The sequence below is a fragment of the Mesorhizobium sp. M0340 genome (genome assembly GCF_040321535.1).
Taxonomy (GTDB): domain Bacteria; phylum Pseudomonadota; class Alphaproteobacteria; order Rhizobiales; family Rhizobiaceae; genus Mesorhizobium.
In genome coordinates this window covers 141,502-155,562 of sequence record NZ_JAMYRR010000001.1, presented here as the reverse complement: position 1 = coordinate 155,562, position 14,061 = coordinate 141,502, and the positions used below count along the sequence as shown (strand labels likewise).

At 62.3% G+C, this 14,061-nt stretch carries 16 protein-coding genes; 2 read left to right on the top strand and 14 right to left on the bottom strand.

Annotation, left to right across the window (positions count from 1 at the left end; all coding sequences use genetic code 11):
- Positions 1-15: 15 nt before the first annotated feature.
- The 7 genes from NKI79_RS00915 to NKI79_RS00885 form a co-directional block, all read right to left on the bottom strand.
- Positions 16-930, bottom strand: a complete 915-nt coding sequence (locus NKI79_RS00915) for a sugar phosphate isomerase/epimerase family protein (protein ID WP_352799394.1) — start codon at positions 928-930, stop codon at positions 16-18.
- A gap of 26 nt (positions 931-956) precedes the next feature.
- A complete protein-coding gene (locus NKI79_RS00910) occupies positions 957-2,045 on the bottom strand; it encodes a Gfo/Idh/MocA family protein (protein ID WP_352799721.1) in 1,089 nt (362 codons plus the stop codon).
- A gap of 50 nt (positions 2,046-2,095) precedes the next feature.
- A complete protein-coding gene (locus NKI79_RS00905; protein WP_352799392.1) occupies positions 2,096-3,157 on the bottom strand; it encodes an ABC transporter ATP-binding protein in 1,062 nt (353 codons plus the stop codon).
- A gap of 4 nt (positions 3,158-3,161) precedes the next feature.
- Positions 3,162-4,253: an ABC transporter ATP-binding protein gene (locus tag NKI79_RS00900; protein WP_352799391.1), complete on the bottom strand. Its 1,092-nt coding sequence runs from the start codon at positions 4,251-4,253 to the stop codon at positions 3,162-3,164.
- A complete protein-coding gene (locus NKI79_RS00895; RefSeq protein ID WP_352475475.1) occupies positions 4,250-5,209 on the bottom strand; it encodes a carbohydrate ABC transporter permease in 960 nt (319 codons plus the stop codon). Before NKI79_RS00895 ends, NKI79_RS00900 begins: the two co-directional genes overlap by 4 nt.
- Positions 5,206-6,066 (bottom strand): carbohydrate ABC transporter permease, encoded by an 861-nt coding sequence (locus NKI79_RS00890; RefSeq protein WP_352799389.1) that lies wholly within the window; start codon positions 6,064-6,066, stop codon positions 5,206-5,208. Before NKI79_RS00890 ends, NKI79_RS00895 begins: the two co-directional genes overlap by 4 nt.
- 78 nt (positions 6,067-6,144) lie before the next feature.
- A complete protein-coding gene (locus NKI79_RS00885) occupies positions 6,145-7,755 on the bottom strand; it encodes an extracellular solute-binding protein (protein ID WP_352799388.1) in 1,611 nt (536 codons plus the stop codon).
- Between the two features lie 370 nt (positions 7,756-8,125).
- Between NKI79_RS00885 and NKI79_RS00880 the strand changes: the two genes are divergently transcribed.
- Positions 8,126-9,157, top strand: coding sequence for a LacI family DNA-binding transcriptional regulator (locus NKI79_RS00880; protein ID WP_352799386.1), 1,032 nt, complete (start codon positions 8,126-8,128; stop codon positions 9,155-9,157).
- A gap of 44 nt (positions 9,158-9,201) precedes the next feature.
- On the opposite strand, the gene NKI79_RS00875 is transcribed toward NKI79_RS00880, so the two are convergent.
- From NKI79_RS00875 to NKI79_RS00860, 4 genes are all read right to left on the bottom strand, one after another.
- A complete protein-coding gene (locus tag NKI79_RS00875) occupies positions 9,202-9,414 on the bottom strand; it encodes a hypothetical protein (RefSeq protein ID WP_352799384.1) in 213 nt (70 codons plus the stop codon).
- 57 nt (positions 9,415-9,471) lie between these two features.
- Entirely contained in the window at positions 9,472-9,894 is a 423-nt protein-coding gene (locus tag NKI79_RS00870) for an aconitase X swivel domain-containing protein (protein ID WP_352799382.1), read from the bottom strand.
- Entirely contained in the window at positions 9,891-11,138 is a 1,248-nt protein-coding gene (locus NKI79_RS00865; protein WP_352799380.1) for an aconitase X, read from the bottom strand. The genes NKI79_RS00870 and NKI79_RS00865 overlap by 4 nt, the downstream gene beginning before the upstream one ends.
- 184 nt (positions 11,139-11,322) lie before the next feature.
- Positions 11,323-11,577 (bottom strand): hypothetical protein, encoded by a 255-nt coding sequence (locus tag NKI79_RS00860; protein WP_254820505.1) that lies wholly within the window; start codon positions 11,575-11,577, stop codon positions 11,323-11,325.
- A 275-nt stretch (positions 11,578-11,852) separates the two neighbouring features.
- Between NKI79_RS00860 and NKI79_RS00855 the strand changes: the two genes are divergently transcribed.
- On the top strand, positions 11,853-12,185 hold the full coding sequence (locus tag NKI79_RS00855) for a hypothetical protein (RefSeq protein ID WP_352799378.1): 333 nt from the start codon (positions 11,853-11,855) through the stop codon (positions 12,183-12,185).
- Between the two features lie 144 nt (positions 12,186-12,329).
- Here NKI79_RS00855 and NKI79_RS00850 read toward each other — a convergent pair whose 3' ends face one another.
- The 3 genes from NKI79_RS00850 to NKI79_RS00840 all read right to left on the bottom strand — a co-directional run bounded on the left by NKI79_RS00850 (position 12,330) and on the right by NKI79_RS00840 (position 13,977).
- Positions 12,330-13,001 carry a hypothetical protein gene (locus tag NKI79_RS00850; protein ID WP_352799377.1) on the bottom strand — a complete coding sequence of 224 codons (672 nt, stop codon included), beginning with the start codon at positions 12,999-13,001 and terminating at the stop codon, positions 12,330-12,332.
- 443 nt (positions 13,002-13,444) lie between these two features.
- Entirely contained in the window at positions 13,445-13,675 is a 231-nt protein-coding gene (locus NKI79_RS00845; protein ID WP_352799375.1) for a DUF2934 domain-containing protein, read from the bottom strand.
- An 89-nt stretch (positions 13,676-13,764) separates the two neighbouring features.
- Positions 13,765-13,977: a hypothetical protein gene (locus NKI79_RS00840; protein WP_352799373.1), complete on the bottom strand. Its 213-nt coding sequence runs from the start codon at positions 13,975-13,977 to the stop codon at positions 13,765-13,767.
- Between the last annotated feature and the right edge of the window lie 84 nt (positions 13,978-14,061).

Sequence of the window (14,061 nt, the reverse complement as noted above, 5' to 3'; positions counted from 1 at the left end):
AGCCGAACCGCGCCGTCACAGTCCGTTGGCGCGGAATTTCCCGTCGAGGAATTTCTTGGCGCGCGGCACGTCGTCTTCCGAAAGATGCTCGATGATGACCGGAATGTTCGGATGCTTTTCGGCCAGCCGCTTGAGATAGAGGTCGTAATTCAGCGAACCGAGGCCAGGCGCCGGCAGCTCTATCTCGCCGACGCCGCGGAAAGTGTGGCTCTCCAGCGCGTCCTCGTCGCCGATGTCGGCGTGCTTCTCCGACTTGTCGCCGCCAGAACGCTTGACGTCCTTGGCGTGGGCGATTTTGATCTTGTCGGTCAGCGTGTCGAACACCTGGTTCAGGATCTGGTCCATCCTGTCGATATTGTGCGTTTCGAAATAGTTGGTCGGGTCCATCAACAGGCCGAGACCTGGGTGGTCGACCTGCGCGAACATTCTCACCGTCTCCTCGACCGAACCGACGACATTGTTGACATAGGTTTCGAGCAGGAACACCGCGCCGTGGTCGTAGGCGGTCTGGGCAAGGTCGGCGATGATCTTGCGACATTCTTCAAAACCTTCCTCGGTCTTGTTCTTCGGGTGATGCACCCAGTCGGACTCGGTGTTGTAGGTACCGGTTTCCGAGATCACGTAAGGGGTGCCGAAATGGCGTGCGTTGCGGATGATCTCCTTCAGATAGCCGACGCGCCGCTCGCGCTCGCCCAGGTCCGGATGGATGATGTTGGTGTAACCCGATACGCAGCAGATCGGCAGATTGTGGTCGCGAAACATATCGCGGACGGTCTTGGCCTTGTCCCTGGTGATCTGTCCAGCCGACAGGTCGATGTCCCTAAAATGCAGGTCGAGCTGCACGGTGTTGAAATCGAGCGCACGGATCTTCTGCGCGGTTTCCTTGAGGCCATACGGAAAATAACCCGTGAAAATACCTGCCTGCATCATGGTGTGAAGTCCTCCCTGTAAGTGATTCAGTCAGTTGATATTTCGGAAAGTTTGACCGTCCGGCCCTTGTCGATGGAGCGGTAGCCGGCTTCGACCAGCGCCATGGTCTTGACGTTGTCGGCGACGGACAGCGCCGGCGGCTCGCCAGTCTTGACCGCGTGCTGGAGCTGCTCCATGACGCCGATAAAAGCATGCGGGAACCACTTCGTGTCCCAGCTGGGTGTCACCCATTCACCACCGGTGGTCTCGGTCGAGGCATAGGTCAGCGTCGAGGCAGCGCCAGTCGGCCAGCCGATGGTGCCCTTGGCGACGCCCTTGGTGCCGTCGACGCGCCAGTTGATGTGCTGGTCGTCCTTGTAGCCCTCCTGGCGCGGCCCGGACCAGACATCCTCCAGCGATACGGCAAGCACACCGGACGGGAACTTGATCGTCGACACTGTGATGCCGTCCGAATGGTCGAAGCGGGTGCGCGGGTCCTTGCGGGTCAGGGTGGTGATCTCTAGGGGATCGCCGAACAGGAAGCGTAGTACGTCGAGATGGTGGACGCTCATGTTGGCGAGCGTCAATCGGTCATAGTCCTCGAGGAAGCTCTGCCAGTGCGGGATCGCATGCATGTCGATCTGGGCGAAGACGATGTCGCCGAGCGCGCCGCTGTCGATGACCTGCTTCAAGACGCGCATCGACTGGTCGTAGCGCATGTTCTGGTTGACCGAGAGTATCTTGCCTGCCTTGGCCGCCTCGTCGCGCAGTTTGACGGCCTCTTCAAGGGACAGCGCCAATGGCTTCTGCGCCAGGATAGCCTTGATATGTACCTGCTTCAGCGCATGGCGGATCAACGCCGGCTGCTGGTCGGGCGGAAAGGCAAGGTCGATGATCTCGACGTTATTGTCCTCGATGAGGTGTTCCGGCGTGTCGTGGACGGCCGGGATATCCCAGCGTTTGGCGACCGTCTCGGCGCTGGCCTTGGTCCGCGAGGCAATCGCCACCACTGGGAAACCGGCTTCCTTGTAGGCGGCAAGGTGACATTCGGCCATGATCATGCCCGCGCCGACGCAGCCGATCCTGTATTCCCTGGTGCGGACTTTAACGTCCGGCTCGAAGCCGTTGCCCACCATTTCTTGGCTTGCCATATGTTCCTCCCGAAGCTCGTTTCTTGCAGCCGCCGTCACCTTGCCAGCGCTCCCCCGCTTTGCCCGAAATAATGCACCCTGCCCGGCTCGCAGGATATCGCCACCATCGCGTCCGGCCTGATGTCCGGCTGGCCGCGCAACAGCGCTCGCAGACGCGCCTGCCCGGCGGCGAGCGTCACTACGGTGTAGCCGCCGAGCGGCTCGACCTCGAACACTCGCGCCGGGCGGCCCGCGCGCCCCTCCGACCAGGCCTTGACCTTGATGTCTTCCGGCCTGAGTCCGATTTCGACGGCATCGGCTGGCGCCGTCTTGTCCGCGATGCGGATCCTGCCTTCCGCCGCCTCCACGCCTTCAGCGCCGTGCACCGACTTCAGTATGTTCATCATCGGCGAGCCAAGCAGCCGCGCCACATAGGTACTGGCCGGCCGGTCATAAATCTCGGCTGGCGCGCCGATCTGCCTGATCTTGCCGTTGTCCAGAATGGCCATTCGGTCGGCGACCGACATCGCTTCTTCCTGGTCGTGCGTGACATAGATCAGCGTCTTGCCGAGCTCGCGCTGGATGCGCTTCAGCTCGACGCGCGTCTCCTCGCGCAGCCGGGCGTCGAGCGCCGAGATTGGATCATCCATCAGATAGGCGGCGGGATCCCGTACCAGCGCGCGGGCAATCGCCACGCGCTGCCGCTCACCGCCGGAAAGCTGTGCTGGCGGCTTGTGCAGGATATGGCCGATATGCAGCTTGGCCGCGACGTCGGCGAGGCGCCTTTCGATCTCGGCTTCGGCGACCCGGCGTTCGACCAGCGGAAAGCGGATGTTGTCGCGCGCGCTCATATGCGGAAACAGCGCCAGGTTCTGGAAGACCATCGCGACGTTGCGTTCGGCCGGCGACACTGTGTTGACCGGCTTTCCGTCGATCAGGATCTCGCCGGCGTCCGGTGTCTCGAGCCCAAGCACCAGGCGCAGCACCGTCGACTTGCCAGATAGAGGCGGGCCGAAGAAACAGAAGAACTCATTGTCGTTGACAGTGAACGAGGCGTCATCGACGGCGAGCGTGTTGCCGTAGCGTTTGGTCACATTGCGGAAGACGATATCGGCCATGGTCTCAGCCCTTTCTCAAGGCAAGGCCGGTGGCGGCGTCGAAGACACGCACCGCCTCCACCGCAGGTGTGACGACGGCTGTCTGCCCGATCGCCAGCCCGACATCATTGTCGAACACCGCCTTAACCGCGGTTTCCCCGTCGCCAAGGTGGATGATGGTGCGCGCGCCGATCCGCTCGACGAAACTCACCGGCATCGACAGGCCACGGCCGTCTTCAGCCAGCGTCACCTGCTCCGGTCGAAAGCCATAAAACACCTCGCGGCGCATCCGGCGTGCGGCATCGGCGATCTCGACCGGCAGCGGCGGCGTCGCCCCGAGCGGGCCGAGATCGACGACCAGGCCACCGTCGCTTTCCGCCAGCCAGCCCTTGAGCAGGTTCATGCCCGGCGCGCCGATGAAGCGGGCGACGAAGACATTGGCCGGATCGTTGTAGACCTCGAGCGGCGTGCCGACCTGCTGCAGCACGCCATGGTCCATCACCGCGATGCGGTCGGCCATGGTCATCGCTTCGAGCTGATCGTGGGTGACGTAGACCATGGTCTGCCGGAACTGCCGCTGCAACTGCTTCAGTTCGGTCCGCATCACCGCCCGGAAGGCCGCGTCGACATTGGAAAGCGGCTCGTCGAGCAGGAAGATCGCCGGCTCCATGATCGCCGAACGGCCGATCGCGACCCGTTGCAATATGTTGACCGAAAGCCGGTCGGCCTTGCGGTCGAGCAGCGGCGTGAGCTGCAGCATCTCGGCAATGGCGCCAACGCGGCGGTCGACATCGGCCTTGGGTGCGCCGCGCATTTTCGGCCCGTAGGCGAGGTTCTGCCGCACGCTCATATGGGTGAAAATGGCATAGTTCTGGAAGACGAAGCCGACGCCGCGCCGCCCCATCGGCACGCCGGCCATGTCGCGCTCGCCGAACAGGATCTTGCCGCTGGTCGGCTCTTCCATGCCGGCGATCATGTTCATCGTCGTCGATTTGCCGCAGCCCGACGGCCCCAGCAGCGCCATGAACTCGCCGTCGGCAATGGCCAGATCCATCGTCTTCAGCGCGGTGAAATCGCCGAATTTCTTGACCAGGTTTTGCAGATGGATCGTGCTCATGCCGTCACCTGGCGTACCCGGGCCATGCGTTTCATGGCAAACACCGCGGCGATGGACAGCACGATCAATATGGCCAGCGCGATTGCCGCCACATAGCCCCAGATCAGGTCCTGGGTGGTGAGCTTGTAGATGTAGACGGAGATGGTTTCGGTAGCGACGCCGGGACCGCCGCCGGTCATGATGTAGAGCGTGTCGAAGATCTTGAAGTTCTCGATCACCCTGATCGCCAGTGCGATGATGATGATCGTCTTCATCTTCGGCAGCACGATGGTGACGAAGCGCTGCCAGGGGTTGGCGCCGAGCAGCGTCGCCGCCTTGATCTGGTCCTCAGGCACGCCGACCAGGCCGGCAAGCAGGATCAGGAACATCAGCGGCGTCCACTGCCAGATGTCGGCGACCATGACGGCGATGAGTGCCAGCGTCGGGTCCGACAGCCAGGCGATGGTGACAGGAAAGCCTGAGATCGCCGACAGGATGTCGTTGACCGGGCCGCCTGATTGAAACAGCATGAAGAACATGTAGCCGGCCACCGCCGGCACCACCATCATCGGCATCAAGAGGATAGAGTAGAAGATCCGTTTGCCCGGAAACTCGTCGGCAAACAGCGTCGCGAGCGCCAGCCCGAGCAGGAACTCCGTCGGCACGCAGACGATCATGACGATGGCCGTGCGCTTCAGCGCGCTCCAGAAGCGTGCGTCGACGGCAAGGTCGGTGTAGTTGGCGAATCTATTCCACATCGACCAGGCATTCCACCAACCGGTGCCCGACAGCGGCGACCAGTCGGTGAGGCTGATATAGAGCTGCATCAGGAGCGGGAAGACGGCGATGAACAGCACCAGGATCTGCGCCGGCAGGGTCAGCCGGAAGCCGAGCCGCGCGCCCTCGTCCGGCAACACCGACGCCGCTTTGGAGGCTTGCATGTCGCCCTCCGAAATCGTCGCTGCCACCGCGCTCATTGCTTGAGCGCCCCGAAGGTCAGCCCGCGCACCAGATGGCGCTGGATGGCGATGCCCATGATCACTGGCGGCACCGCGGCAATCAGGCCGAGAGCAGCCTTGGCGCCGTAGAGCTGTCCGGTCATCGAGGAGGACAGCGAGGCCATGTAGACAGGAACCGTCACCCATTCGCGCGTCGTCAGAAGCAGCGCAATCAGATAGTCCGACCAGTTGAGGATGAAGACGAACAGCGCCGCACTTGCCAGCGGCGCGCGCATCATCGGCAGCGTGATGCGGGTGAAGACGCGCCACCGCGAACAGCCTTCGACAAGTGCCGCCTCCTCGATCTCGCGCGGCATGTCGTCGAAGAAGGTCTTCATCAGCCAGAAGGCGAAAGGCAGCGTGACGATGCCATAGATCAGCGACAGCCCCCACCAGCTGTCGGTGAAGTTGAGGAAAGCCCACATGATCATCACCGGGGTCATGACCGCCATCGGCGGAAACAGGCGAAGCTGGATCAGCGCCAGCGGCAGGTTCTGGCCCGAGCCGAAGCGCGACAGCCCGTAGGCCGCCGCGGTGCCCGCCGACATGGCGATTGCCGTGCCGAACGTGGCCGACAGCAGCGACGACAGGATCGGCTTCAAAGCTGTGCGGTCGAGCGCGACGATCAGATTGTTGGTCGATTCCCCGAAGACGAAGCGGAAATTGCTGAGTGTCGGGTTCTTCGGCCACCATGCCAGGTCGGCGCCGGTCGCCGACCATTCGGCGATCGGCTTGAACGCCATCGACACCATCCACAGGATCGGCACCAGCGTCACCGCCATCGCCGCAAGGATCGCGGCATAGCGGAATATCTCGAAAGGAACTGAACGCTTCATCTTGCGGCTTTGCTGGGTCCTTCGTTGGCGAGGGGAAGAGCGGCCGCTCCTCCCCTCCTTGGTAAGATCCTGCGAGGATCAGGCGATCGGATCGAGGACGGTCGGCCAGGCCTCCTTGTTTGTCTTGATGGCTTCGAGAAGCTTCTCCTCGCCGGTCCGACGGGCAATCTTCTTCCACTCGGCCTCGGTGTCGGCCATCGCCTGCTCGGCTGTCTTGGCCTTGGTCAACGCGGCGACGAGATTCTCGTCCAGCGCGTTGTGGAAGGCGGTGGCGCCGGGATAGTTGATGGTGGGCACGGTGCGGGCGACCGTCTCGCGCACCACGTCCATGTGGTAGGCGTGATAGGTCTGGCGAACCAGCGGATCGGAGAAATCCGACAGCCGGAACGGATCGAAATAGCCGCCCGGATTGGCGGTCATCCAGGCGTAGATGCGGCTTGAACCCAGCCACTGCAGGAACAGGTAGCAGGCTTCCGGGTTCTTGGCTTGCGAGGACACCGACGCCGACAGGTTAAGCCACAGCACCGAACGGCTGACCAGTTTTCCGTCGATCTCGCGGCCGGGCGGCAGCATGGAGCCGATCTTTCCAGTGACAGCTGAATCCTTGTTGCCGGCATTGTCGAGGAATTTCGGCAGATTGGAGAAGGCACAGGTCATGGCCGCACCGCCCTTGGCGAAATTGCCGTATTGCTCCGGCCAACCCCAGGAGATCGCATCCGGCGAATGGTGCGAAAGCGACGCAATGTACTCGCTGGTCGCCGCGATACCTTGTTCCGAATTGATCAGCGGCTTGCCGGCATCGTCGAACAAGAACTGATTGGGCGAAGCCGTTGAGACATAACGCTGATACCAGTTGGTATAGCCCCAGCCCTGGTTGCGCAGATCGGTCGAGCCGAACAGGCCCTTGTCCGGGCGCTGGAAGAAGGCTGCGATCTCGTCATGCTGCTTCCACGTCTTCGGCGCCGCCAGTTCATACCCGTGTTTGTCGGAGAAAGCCTTCTTCTCGGCTGCGTCGCCGAACAGATCGGTGCGGTAGACCCAGGTCTGGAAATCGCCATCCAGCGACACGCCGTAGGTCGAGCCGCGATACTGGTTGAGCAGCGACACGCCCTTGGCGCCGTTGACGTAGCCACGCTCGGGATCGTCCCATTCCGGCTTATATTGTGCAACGAAGTCGTCGAGCTTGAGGATGCCGCCGGTTTCGGCGAGGTCGCCAAGACGGTTCCATTCGACCGCGTAGATGTCGTAGGCTCCACCCTTGGTGGAGATGTCCTGCATCGTCTTGGTGAATTCCTGGCCGTTGGGCACACCGACGATCTCGAGCGGAATACCGGTTTCCTTCTCCCATAGATCCTTGATCGACGGCGCGCCCGCCGGAAACGGCTGCGTCAGCTGGCCGATCGAACCGTCGGACAGGCCGAGCACGATCTTCGTCGGCGCCTTGCCGGCGCCCTTCATCGCCTTGGCTGCTTCGATGGCGCGGCCCTCGGGTGTGTCGGCGCCATACTGATAGCGCTCCGAGCCGTCGAAGCCGGTCGGGCCACCGATCATGCCGGGCGCCAGGGCATCGGCCGCATAGGCACGGCTTGGGCGAATGAATTTCGGCGCGATACCTGCGGCAACAAGCACTGCCGCCTTTCCACCGGACGCCAGCAAACGGCGCCGCGACACGCGGATCAAATTCGACATTGGAAATCCTCCCTCAGGGCCTTGTTCCTCCACGGCCCTTATGATGGATATTGACGGCACTGCACCAAGGCTGTCAACATCATAAATAATCAAGACACATCATAATATCTCAAGGGAGGGGAAAATGGCGTTTATCAAGGCTCTCGCACCGAAGCCGGTGCTTGAATTTGAGGGAACCAGGCTGCCCACCTCGGCGCGTTGGTCCGCTTCGGAATTTGGTCCAGCGCAGCGACTTGCGGATCGGCCAAGGCCGGTTACATCATTTCCCATCAGAATCGCGAGCGGCGATGAGGCCGCTCTCCGACATCGGACCTATGAAATGCGTAATCTCGATGCGCTTTTGGCACATTTTGGAATGAGGTGATCGACAGTGCGGTCCACCCTGACAGACATAGCCCGGGAAGCCGGCGTTTCCGCCGCCACGGTCGACCGTGTGCTCAACAACCGCGCCGGGGTCAGGGCGCGCACTCGCGAGGTCGTGCTCGAAACGGCACAGCGGCTTGGCTACATCGCTGAAAATTCAAACAATCCGAGCTCGCTCAACGCGCTGCGCGGTGAGGTCATACGGCTCGATTTCGCCCTGCCCGCCGGCACCAATTCCTTCATCAAGATGCTGCACCGCCAGATCGAGGCGCAGGCGCAGTCGCGGCCTGACCTCGACGTCCGCGTCGCCACTATCGAAGGCTTCAATCCGGATCGGCTCGCCCGTCTGCTGCAGGAACTGCACGGGCAGACGCAAGGCGTCGGTGTGATCGCGCTCGACCATCCGACGGTGCGCGAGGCGATCCGCTCGCTTTCGGCCAGCGGCGTCAAGGTCGTCACCCTCGCTTCCGACATCCTGCATGTGCCGAGGGTTGCCTATATCGGCATCGACAACCGCGCCGCCGGCCGGCTCGCCGGCTACCTGCTCAACCGCTTCATGGGCGCAGGGCGTCCGGGCAAGGTCGCGCTGTTCGCCGGTTCGCTCTCCTACCGCGGCCACGAAGAGCGCGAGATGGGCTTCCGCCACATACTGACGGAAGAATCGCCCAATCTGCAGATCGTCGAGATGCGCGAAATGCTCGACGATCGGGAAAAAGCCTACTCTGAGGCCTCCGCCCTGCTGGACCGGCACCCGGACCTGGCCGCCATCTACAATGTCGGCGCTGGCAACACCGGCATCGCCCGCGCGCTGAAGGAACGCGGGCGCGCGCTGTCGACGGTCTTTCTCGGCCATGAGGTGACGGAAGGCACCAAGGAGCTCTTGCTCGACGGCACGCTCGACGCGGTCATCGACCAGAACCCGCGCGTCGAGGCCCGCGAGGCGCTCAACACCTTGACCCACGCGGTCAGGGGATTGCCTTACGAACTGCACCAGCCGAGGCTGCAAGTGATCTTCAGGGAGAGTATCCCGGAGATCTGAACCCAGGTGAATGGCTGGGGTTTCGTGAATCTTGCCGGCGCGCTCTATTCCGGCCAGCCGCTGAACAACACGCCGCTCGACCGCTCGCGGCGACCGTCGGCTTCAGGATGCTGGAAGACCAGCTTACCGTTGGCGCGCAATATCTCAGCGTTGGCAAGATCACGCGCACCAACCGCAGCAAACCGGACGAACCGGCTCTCGTCGATGACGGCTTCGATCTGGTCAACGTCTTTGCCAACTGGCGCATCAACGGCCACGCCAATCTCGATTTCAGCGTCGACCTGGCCGCGGTGCGCGGCGGGACTGATGGCCGGCTAGAGCTTGCTCACCATCGCTTGCGCATCTTCGCCCAGACCGATGGCGATCCGGTCGCCGGAGGCAATGCCTGATATGTCGCAGACGACCAGCGGCATCCTGATTTCGTAGAGGAATTCGGCAACGATGGCGCCGACGGCAAGGATCGGGTCCGGCCGCCCCAGGATAATGCCGGCCGGCGCCGTCCCTCTGCGAATCGCTTCGGCCAGAACCGAAGACGAGGACGACGACCCCCGCCCGCTCGGCATCACCAGGATCCTGCCGGCGATATTGCCGCCCAGGTCCGGATGCGAATGGTCGATGATGTCGCCCGTTTCGACATCGATCCCGCCCCAGAAGCTGAGCGCCTGCGAAAGCACCAGCGCCGGGCCCTGTGCGGAGCCGGCAAGGTGGAATGTACCGGTTCTGGCCGGCGCCTTCATGGCGCGCCTCGCACGACGCGGCCGGCCGCGGCCGAGCGGACGCAGTCTTCCATGTCACCGAAGGCCACCGAGACACCGATGTTGCCAGGTGCGTAATGCGCCCATTTGCCCGAATTGGTCATCACCACGCCATCGAGACGCTCGAGGATCGACGTGACATAGGTGCAGGTGTCGGTGACCGGGACAAGGCCGAAGGCTTCCATGCCGGCCAGTGCGCCTTCGTCCTGCAGTCGCGTCAGCGTGGCACGCCCTGTGTTGACATAGATCGGGACGCCCCTGCCCGGCGCAACTTCGCGCAGCAGCGGCAACAGGCGCATCCACTCTTCATGGGAGAAATGCGGCGTGCCTAACGACACGGCTGCAAGCTGCACGCCGTCGGGGACGCTCGACAGCCTGGCCAGCGCATGGCGGATATCAGCGCGAGAGATCCGGATTTGTTCCTCCGGCACCAGGCCGTGCAACGCCTCATCCAGCGTCGTCGCCTCCGGCGTAATGCCGACCGCATGAAACAGCGCCACAGCGCCCGTCGTTGCCGCCGCCGCCCCCAGCGCCTTCAGTTGGTCCTCGTCGCGCGGCTGCGGCAGGCCTGATATGACAGGAATGCGGTCGCCGCTCTTTTGCCCGACAAGTAGTCCGACACCCACGAACAGGGCGTCGCTGGGCTCGAGACCGCCAGTCAGCTCGAACAGGATCTGGCCTCGTCGATTTTCACTCAGATGCAGCCCCCAGGCCGGCGCGCGTCCGGTCATTGCGCAGCATAAATCGATGAAATCGCCATAACGGTTGGTTCGCGCACCGATCACCGAATTGGCAAAGACGATGGCGTTGGACTCACCCCAGGCGATCTGCTCGCCGAACCTTGGCCGGAATCGAGTCTGATAGGGTGCGCAGGTGAAGGTCGCCTGGCAGCCGAGGTCCAGATGCGCCATCATCAGGCGTCGCGCCGGCGCTTCTTGCGACATCGGCATCTTCACCAATCCGGGATGGATGAGGTCGAACGAACCGACATTCAGCGTCGTCGGCACCCGAACGCGGCCGCCGCCCTCGATCAGCCTTTCGACGAAATCGAGGCTAGCCTGGCCGTGATAGAGGCAGCCGTCGATATGGGCACCGGCAATATTCAACAACTTGCGCGCGCCGACCGCCTTCGCGAAGGCGACCAGGATCTTCATGGCGGCAGCCGCTGCCGAGCCTTGCTCGCCATGCAGCATCGACTTGTCGCCGGCCGTCAATTCCAGCGTCATCGGCAAATTCCCGAGCCCGCACTATGCCGATCAAGCACTCCCTGATTGCGGAGCGTCTGGCAAGACAGAGCTTCGGATCTCTTCTACTTCGCGGCGATCAGCAGACAGACGTTCACAGCTCATCGCAAAGCGAGAGAGACGCGAAGCACGGTCGGAGAGCGGGCGATCCACGGCGGAAACAGCGCTATTCCTTCTGGGACGGTCCGTCGGCCGTGCTGCGGTCGCCATCTGCAGAATGCGGCAGGATGCCGAAGTCGCGCGACTTGGTCCCATGCGCCGCCGTCAGGAAACCATCGGCTGTGAGACCTCGCCTCAAAAGCTCACGTACCGCGGCCGACCGGCTCGGCATGTGCTTTTCGAAGCGCCAGTTCTCCAATGCCGCCAGTTCATCGACAGTCAGCATGATCTGCAGTCGTTCCGGGCGTTCCAGTTCGGACATCTCGGCCTCCAGTCATACCAGCCTAAACGCAGCTGAGTTAGTATGTTCCTGATTTTGTGTAGAATTAGGTACGTGAGCATAGTACGTCAAGACCTTCAGATGTGTGACTCATGCAGAAGTCCGATGAAGCGGATCAAGCATCAAGTGGGCAATCAACAAAATACGCTAACTATTTGACACGAAGCGATTTTTCAAGGGTCTTCGCTTGCCAATCACGAGCCCTGGGCGCATGGTAGAACACGAGGGACAAACCGCTCCTGAAAGGAAGGTTTTCCATGCGCTACGGATTCTCGGTTCGCCTGCACGAAGACGTCGGTTCCCGAGTTCGAGCTACATTGCGGTCCGGGATTGCCATCAATCTGACTGCTGTCGCCGAAGCCGTGCGACTGCAAAACCTCGCCGAGAATATTGCGCGCGAAGACATCGAATGGCTCGTCATGCAGGCAGCCCAGCTCCAAGGCGCAGCTATCGAGTTCGACGGCTTCGCGGAAGCCGATTTGGCGGAGTTTGCGTGCACTCAGCTGATGCAAAGCAGCCCCGCATTGGGCTGGGACGCCCTGGAAGGCGGGGTGGCCGCTTCGCCGGATCTTGGCCGTCAAACACATTGAGGCGCGTGCTCTTGTGAGCCCAGCCATGCTGCCGCCACGTGCTCGGCAAAAAAGCCCGCCGCAATGGCGGGCTTTGGACGGCTGGAGGTCTGGTGGACGAAGGCCTCTCGGCCCGGTCCGACATTTCATTCCGATGTATTCGCCTTAGCGGCGCGCGATAAGCAGGCACAATTGGCGCAGATCGCTATCGTAAGTGCCTTCGCTACTCAGCACGTCTACGCAGCGCTTCTTCATCCTGGCCAACTTGTCGCTCGACATGTCGGCGACGACCTGGGGTAAGCTGGGATTGGACGGGCTGCCCGGGTTGGACGGATTGCTCGGATTGGTACCACTGCCGATCCCGACACCGGCGCCGACATTGATGCCGCTGCCAACCCTGACCCCCGCGCCAGCCCCAACGCCGCTGCCGATACCTAACCCCGCGCCGGCGGCAATGCCGCTCGAACCGCCAACCGTTGCGCCGGCACCAGCGTTGATGCCGCTTCTGCCCCCGACCGACGCGCCGGCGCTCGCGGCGATGTCCCTGGAACCGCCAACCGTAGCACCGGCACCGGTGTTAATGCCGCTGCCGCCCACCAAGGCACCGAAGCCTGCCTTGATGCCGCCGCTGCCGCCAACCGTTGCGCCGGCACCGGCGTTGATGCCGCCGCGACCGCCAACCGTCGCGCCGAGGCCGGCATTGATGCCGCCGTTGCCGCCGATGGATGTTCCAACACCAACGGCAATTCCGTTCGCGGCATTCACGGGCATCGAGAGCATGAAAAGCGCTACGCTGCCTGCCACTGCACCGGTGATTGTTTTGATGTTGATGGTCATAACATTCTCCCTGCTGTAGTTTCGCTGAGCAACCCGCGAACTCGCCGGTTGCATTACGCCCTAAGTGCAAGGAAGAAGATCGGTTTCTTTGCCGATCAACTTGCTGGTCCCATGGTGTATTTTCAAAGAACAGCCGCGTGAAATTTGTATTGAAATTTTCCGAAAGTTTGAAGCGATGCGAGAGTCAGCTGGTGGGCGCCGCAACAGACGAACGTCGCAACGGGTCGGCGGCCGAAAAGGCGAATTCCTAATCTGCAAACCACAACATCAAACCGACCCCCCCCGGCAATAGAACAATGGGCCGAGAAGATCCGCGCTGCGCGGGTTTGCTTCACCGTGCTGCGTCATTCTTGACCGGTCTGGACTGTCTCTGCTGCCGACCGCGGACGAAAGTACAGACGCCGAACCGCGATATCCAGCGATGGAATCAAGTCCGCTCGAGTTCACGCTTTGCGTGGTCGCGCCTTGGATTTGGTTTCCTCCTTGGCGGCGGGCGCCGTCTTAGGCTGACGTGGTGATGGCTTCGGCCGGCTGGCGGTCTTCTCTTTCGTGGCGATTTCTGCGTCGATTTCGGCGGTAGCCTGATCCCAATGTTGCTGATGCGCCCCGTCGGGCCTGCCTGCCTGTTCCCAGATCGCGTGTGCCCGCTGGCGAATCCGTTCCTGCCTGTCCATCACTGATGCCTCCGTCGGCTCGGTTCATGCGTAAGCGACTTTGTTCTAGCCGAAATTTCGGCCCGCGTCTTGAGCGCCAGGCAACACCGTCATTGAACCTCTCTGTCACACAAGACAGCGACGCCGAGGAGCGCCGCCTTCTTGATGATCAGCCCTTCAAGGTCGGCGTCCGAGCGCTCGGTTCCGGTGCGTTCGCGCAACAGTGCAATCGCCACCTTCATCGACAGCAGCCCATCGCCTCGTTCAGCAAGCAGTTTGTCGACGGCGGCGGCGACGTTGGCCCGCTCGACATGCGGCAGCATGGGAATGGCTCCTTTCCTTGTTTCGCGACGACAGCGGCTCCATCCCGATCGCTCGGGATGGAGCTCTTATTCGATAATTTAGAC

Bases quoted from the DNA above. Each gene is read 5' to 3' on its own strand.
- NKI79_RS00915 (WP_352799394.1), bottom strand. From the start codon at position 930: ATGATGCAGGCAGGTATTTTCACGGGTTATTTTCCGTATGGCCTCAAG.
- NKI79_RS00910 (WP_352799721.1), bottom strand. From the start codon at position 2,045: ATGGTGGGCAACGGCTTCGAGCCGGACGTTAAAGTCCGCACCAGGGAA.
- NKI79_RS00905 (WP_352799392.1), bottom strand. From the start codon at position 3,157: ATGGCCGATATCGTCTTCCGCAATGTGACCAAACGCTACGGCAACACG.
- NKI79_RS00900 (WP_352799391.1), bottom strand. From the start codon at position 4,253: ATGAGCACGATCCATCTGCAAAACCTGGTCAAGAAATTCGGCGATTTC.
- NKI79_RS00895 (WP_352475475.1), bottom strand. From the start codon at position 5,209: ATGAGCGCGGTGGCAGCGACGATTTCGGAGGGCGACATGCAAGCCTCC.
- NKI79_RS00890 (WP_352799389.1), bottom strand. From the start codon at position 6,066: ATGAAGCGTTCAGTTCCTTTCGAGATATTCCGCTATGCCGCGATCCTT.
- NKI79_RS00885 (WP_352799388.1), bottom strand. From the start codon at position 7,755: ATGTCGAATTTGATCCGCGTGTCGCGGCGCCGTTTGCTGGCGTCCGGT.
- NKI79_RS00870 (WP_352799382.1), bottom strand. From the start codon at position 9,894: ATGAAGGCGCCGGCCAGAACCGGTACATTCCACCTTGCCGGCTCCGCA.
- NKI79_RS00865 (WP_352799380.1), bottom strand. From the start codon at position 11,138: ATGACGCTGGAATTGACGGCCGGCGACAAGTCGATGCTGCATGGCGAG.
- NKI79_RS00860 (WP_254820505.1), bottom strand. From the start codon at position 11,577: ATGTCCGAACTGGAACGCCCGGAACGACTGCAGATCATGCTGACTGTC.
- NKI79_RS00855 (WP_352799378.1), top strand. From the start codon at position 11,853: ATGCGCTACGGATTCTCGGTTCGCCTGCACGAAGACGTCGGTTCCCGA.
- NKI79_RS00850 (WP_352799377.1), bottom strand. From the start codon at position 13,001: ATGACCATCAACATCAAAACAATCACCGGTGCAGTGGCAGGCAGCGTA.
- NKI79_RS00845 (WP_352799375.1), bottom strand. From the start codon at position 13,675: ATGGACAGGCAGGAACGGATTCGCCAGCGGGCACACGCGATCTGGGAA.
- NKI79_RS00840 (WP_352799373.1), bottom strand. From the start codon at position 13,977: ATGCTGCCGCATGTCGAGCGGGCCAACGTCGCCGCCGCCGTCGACAAA.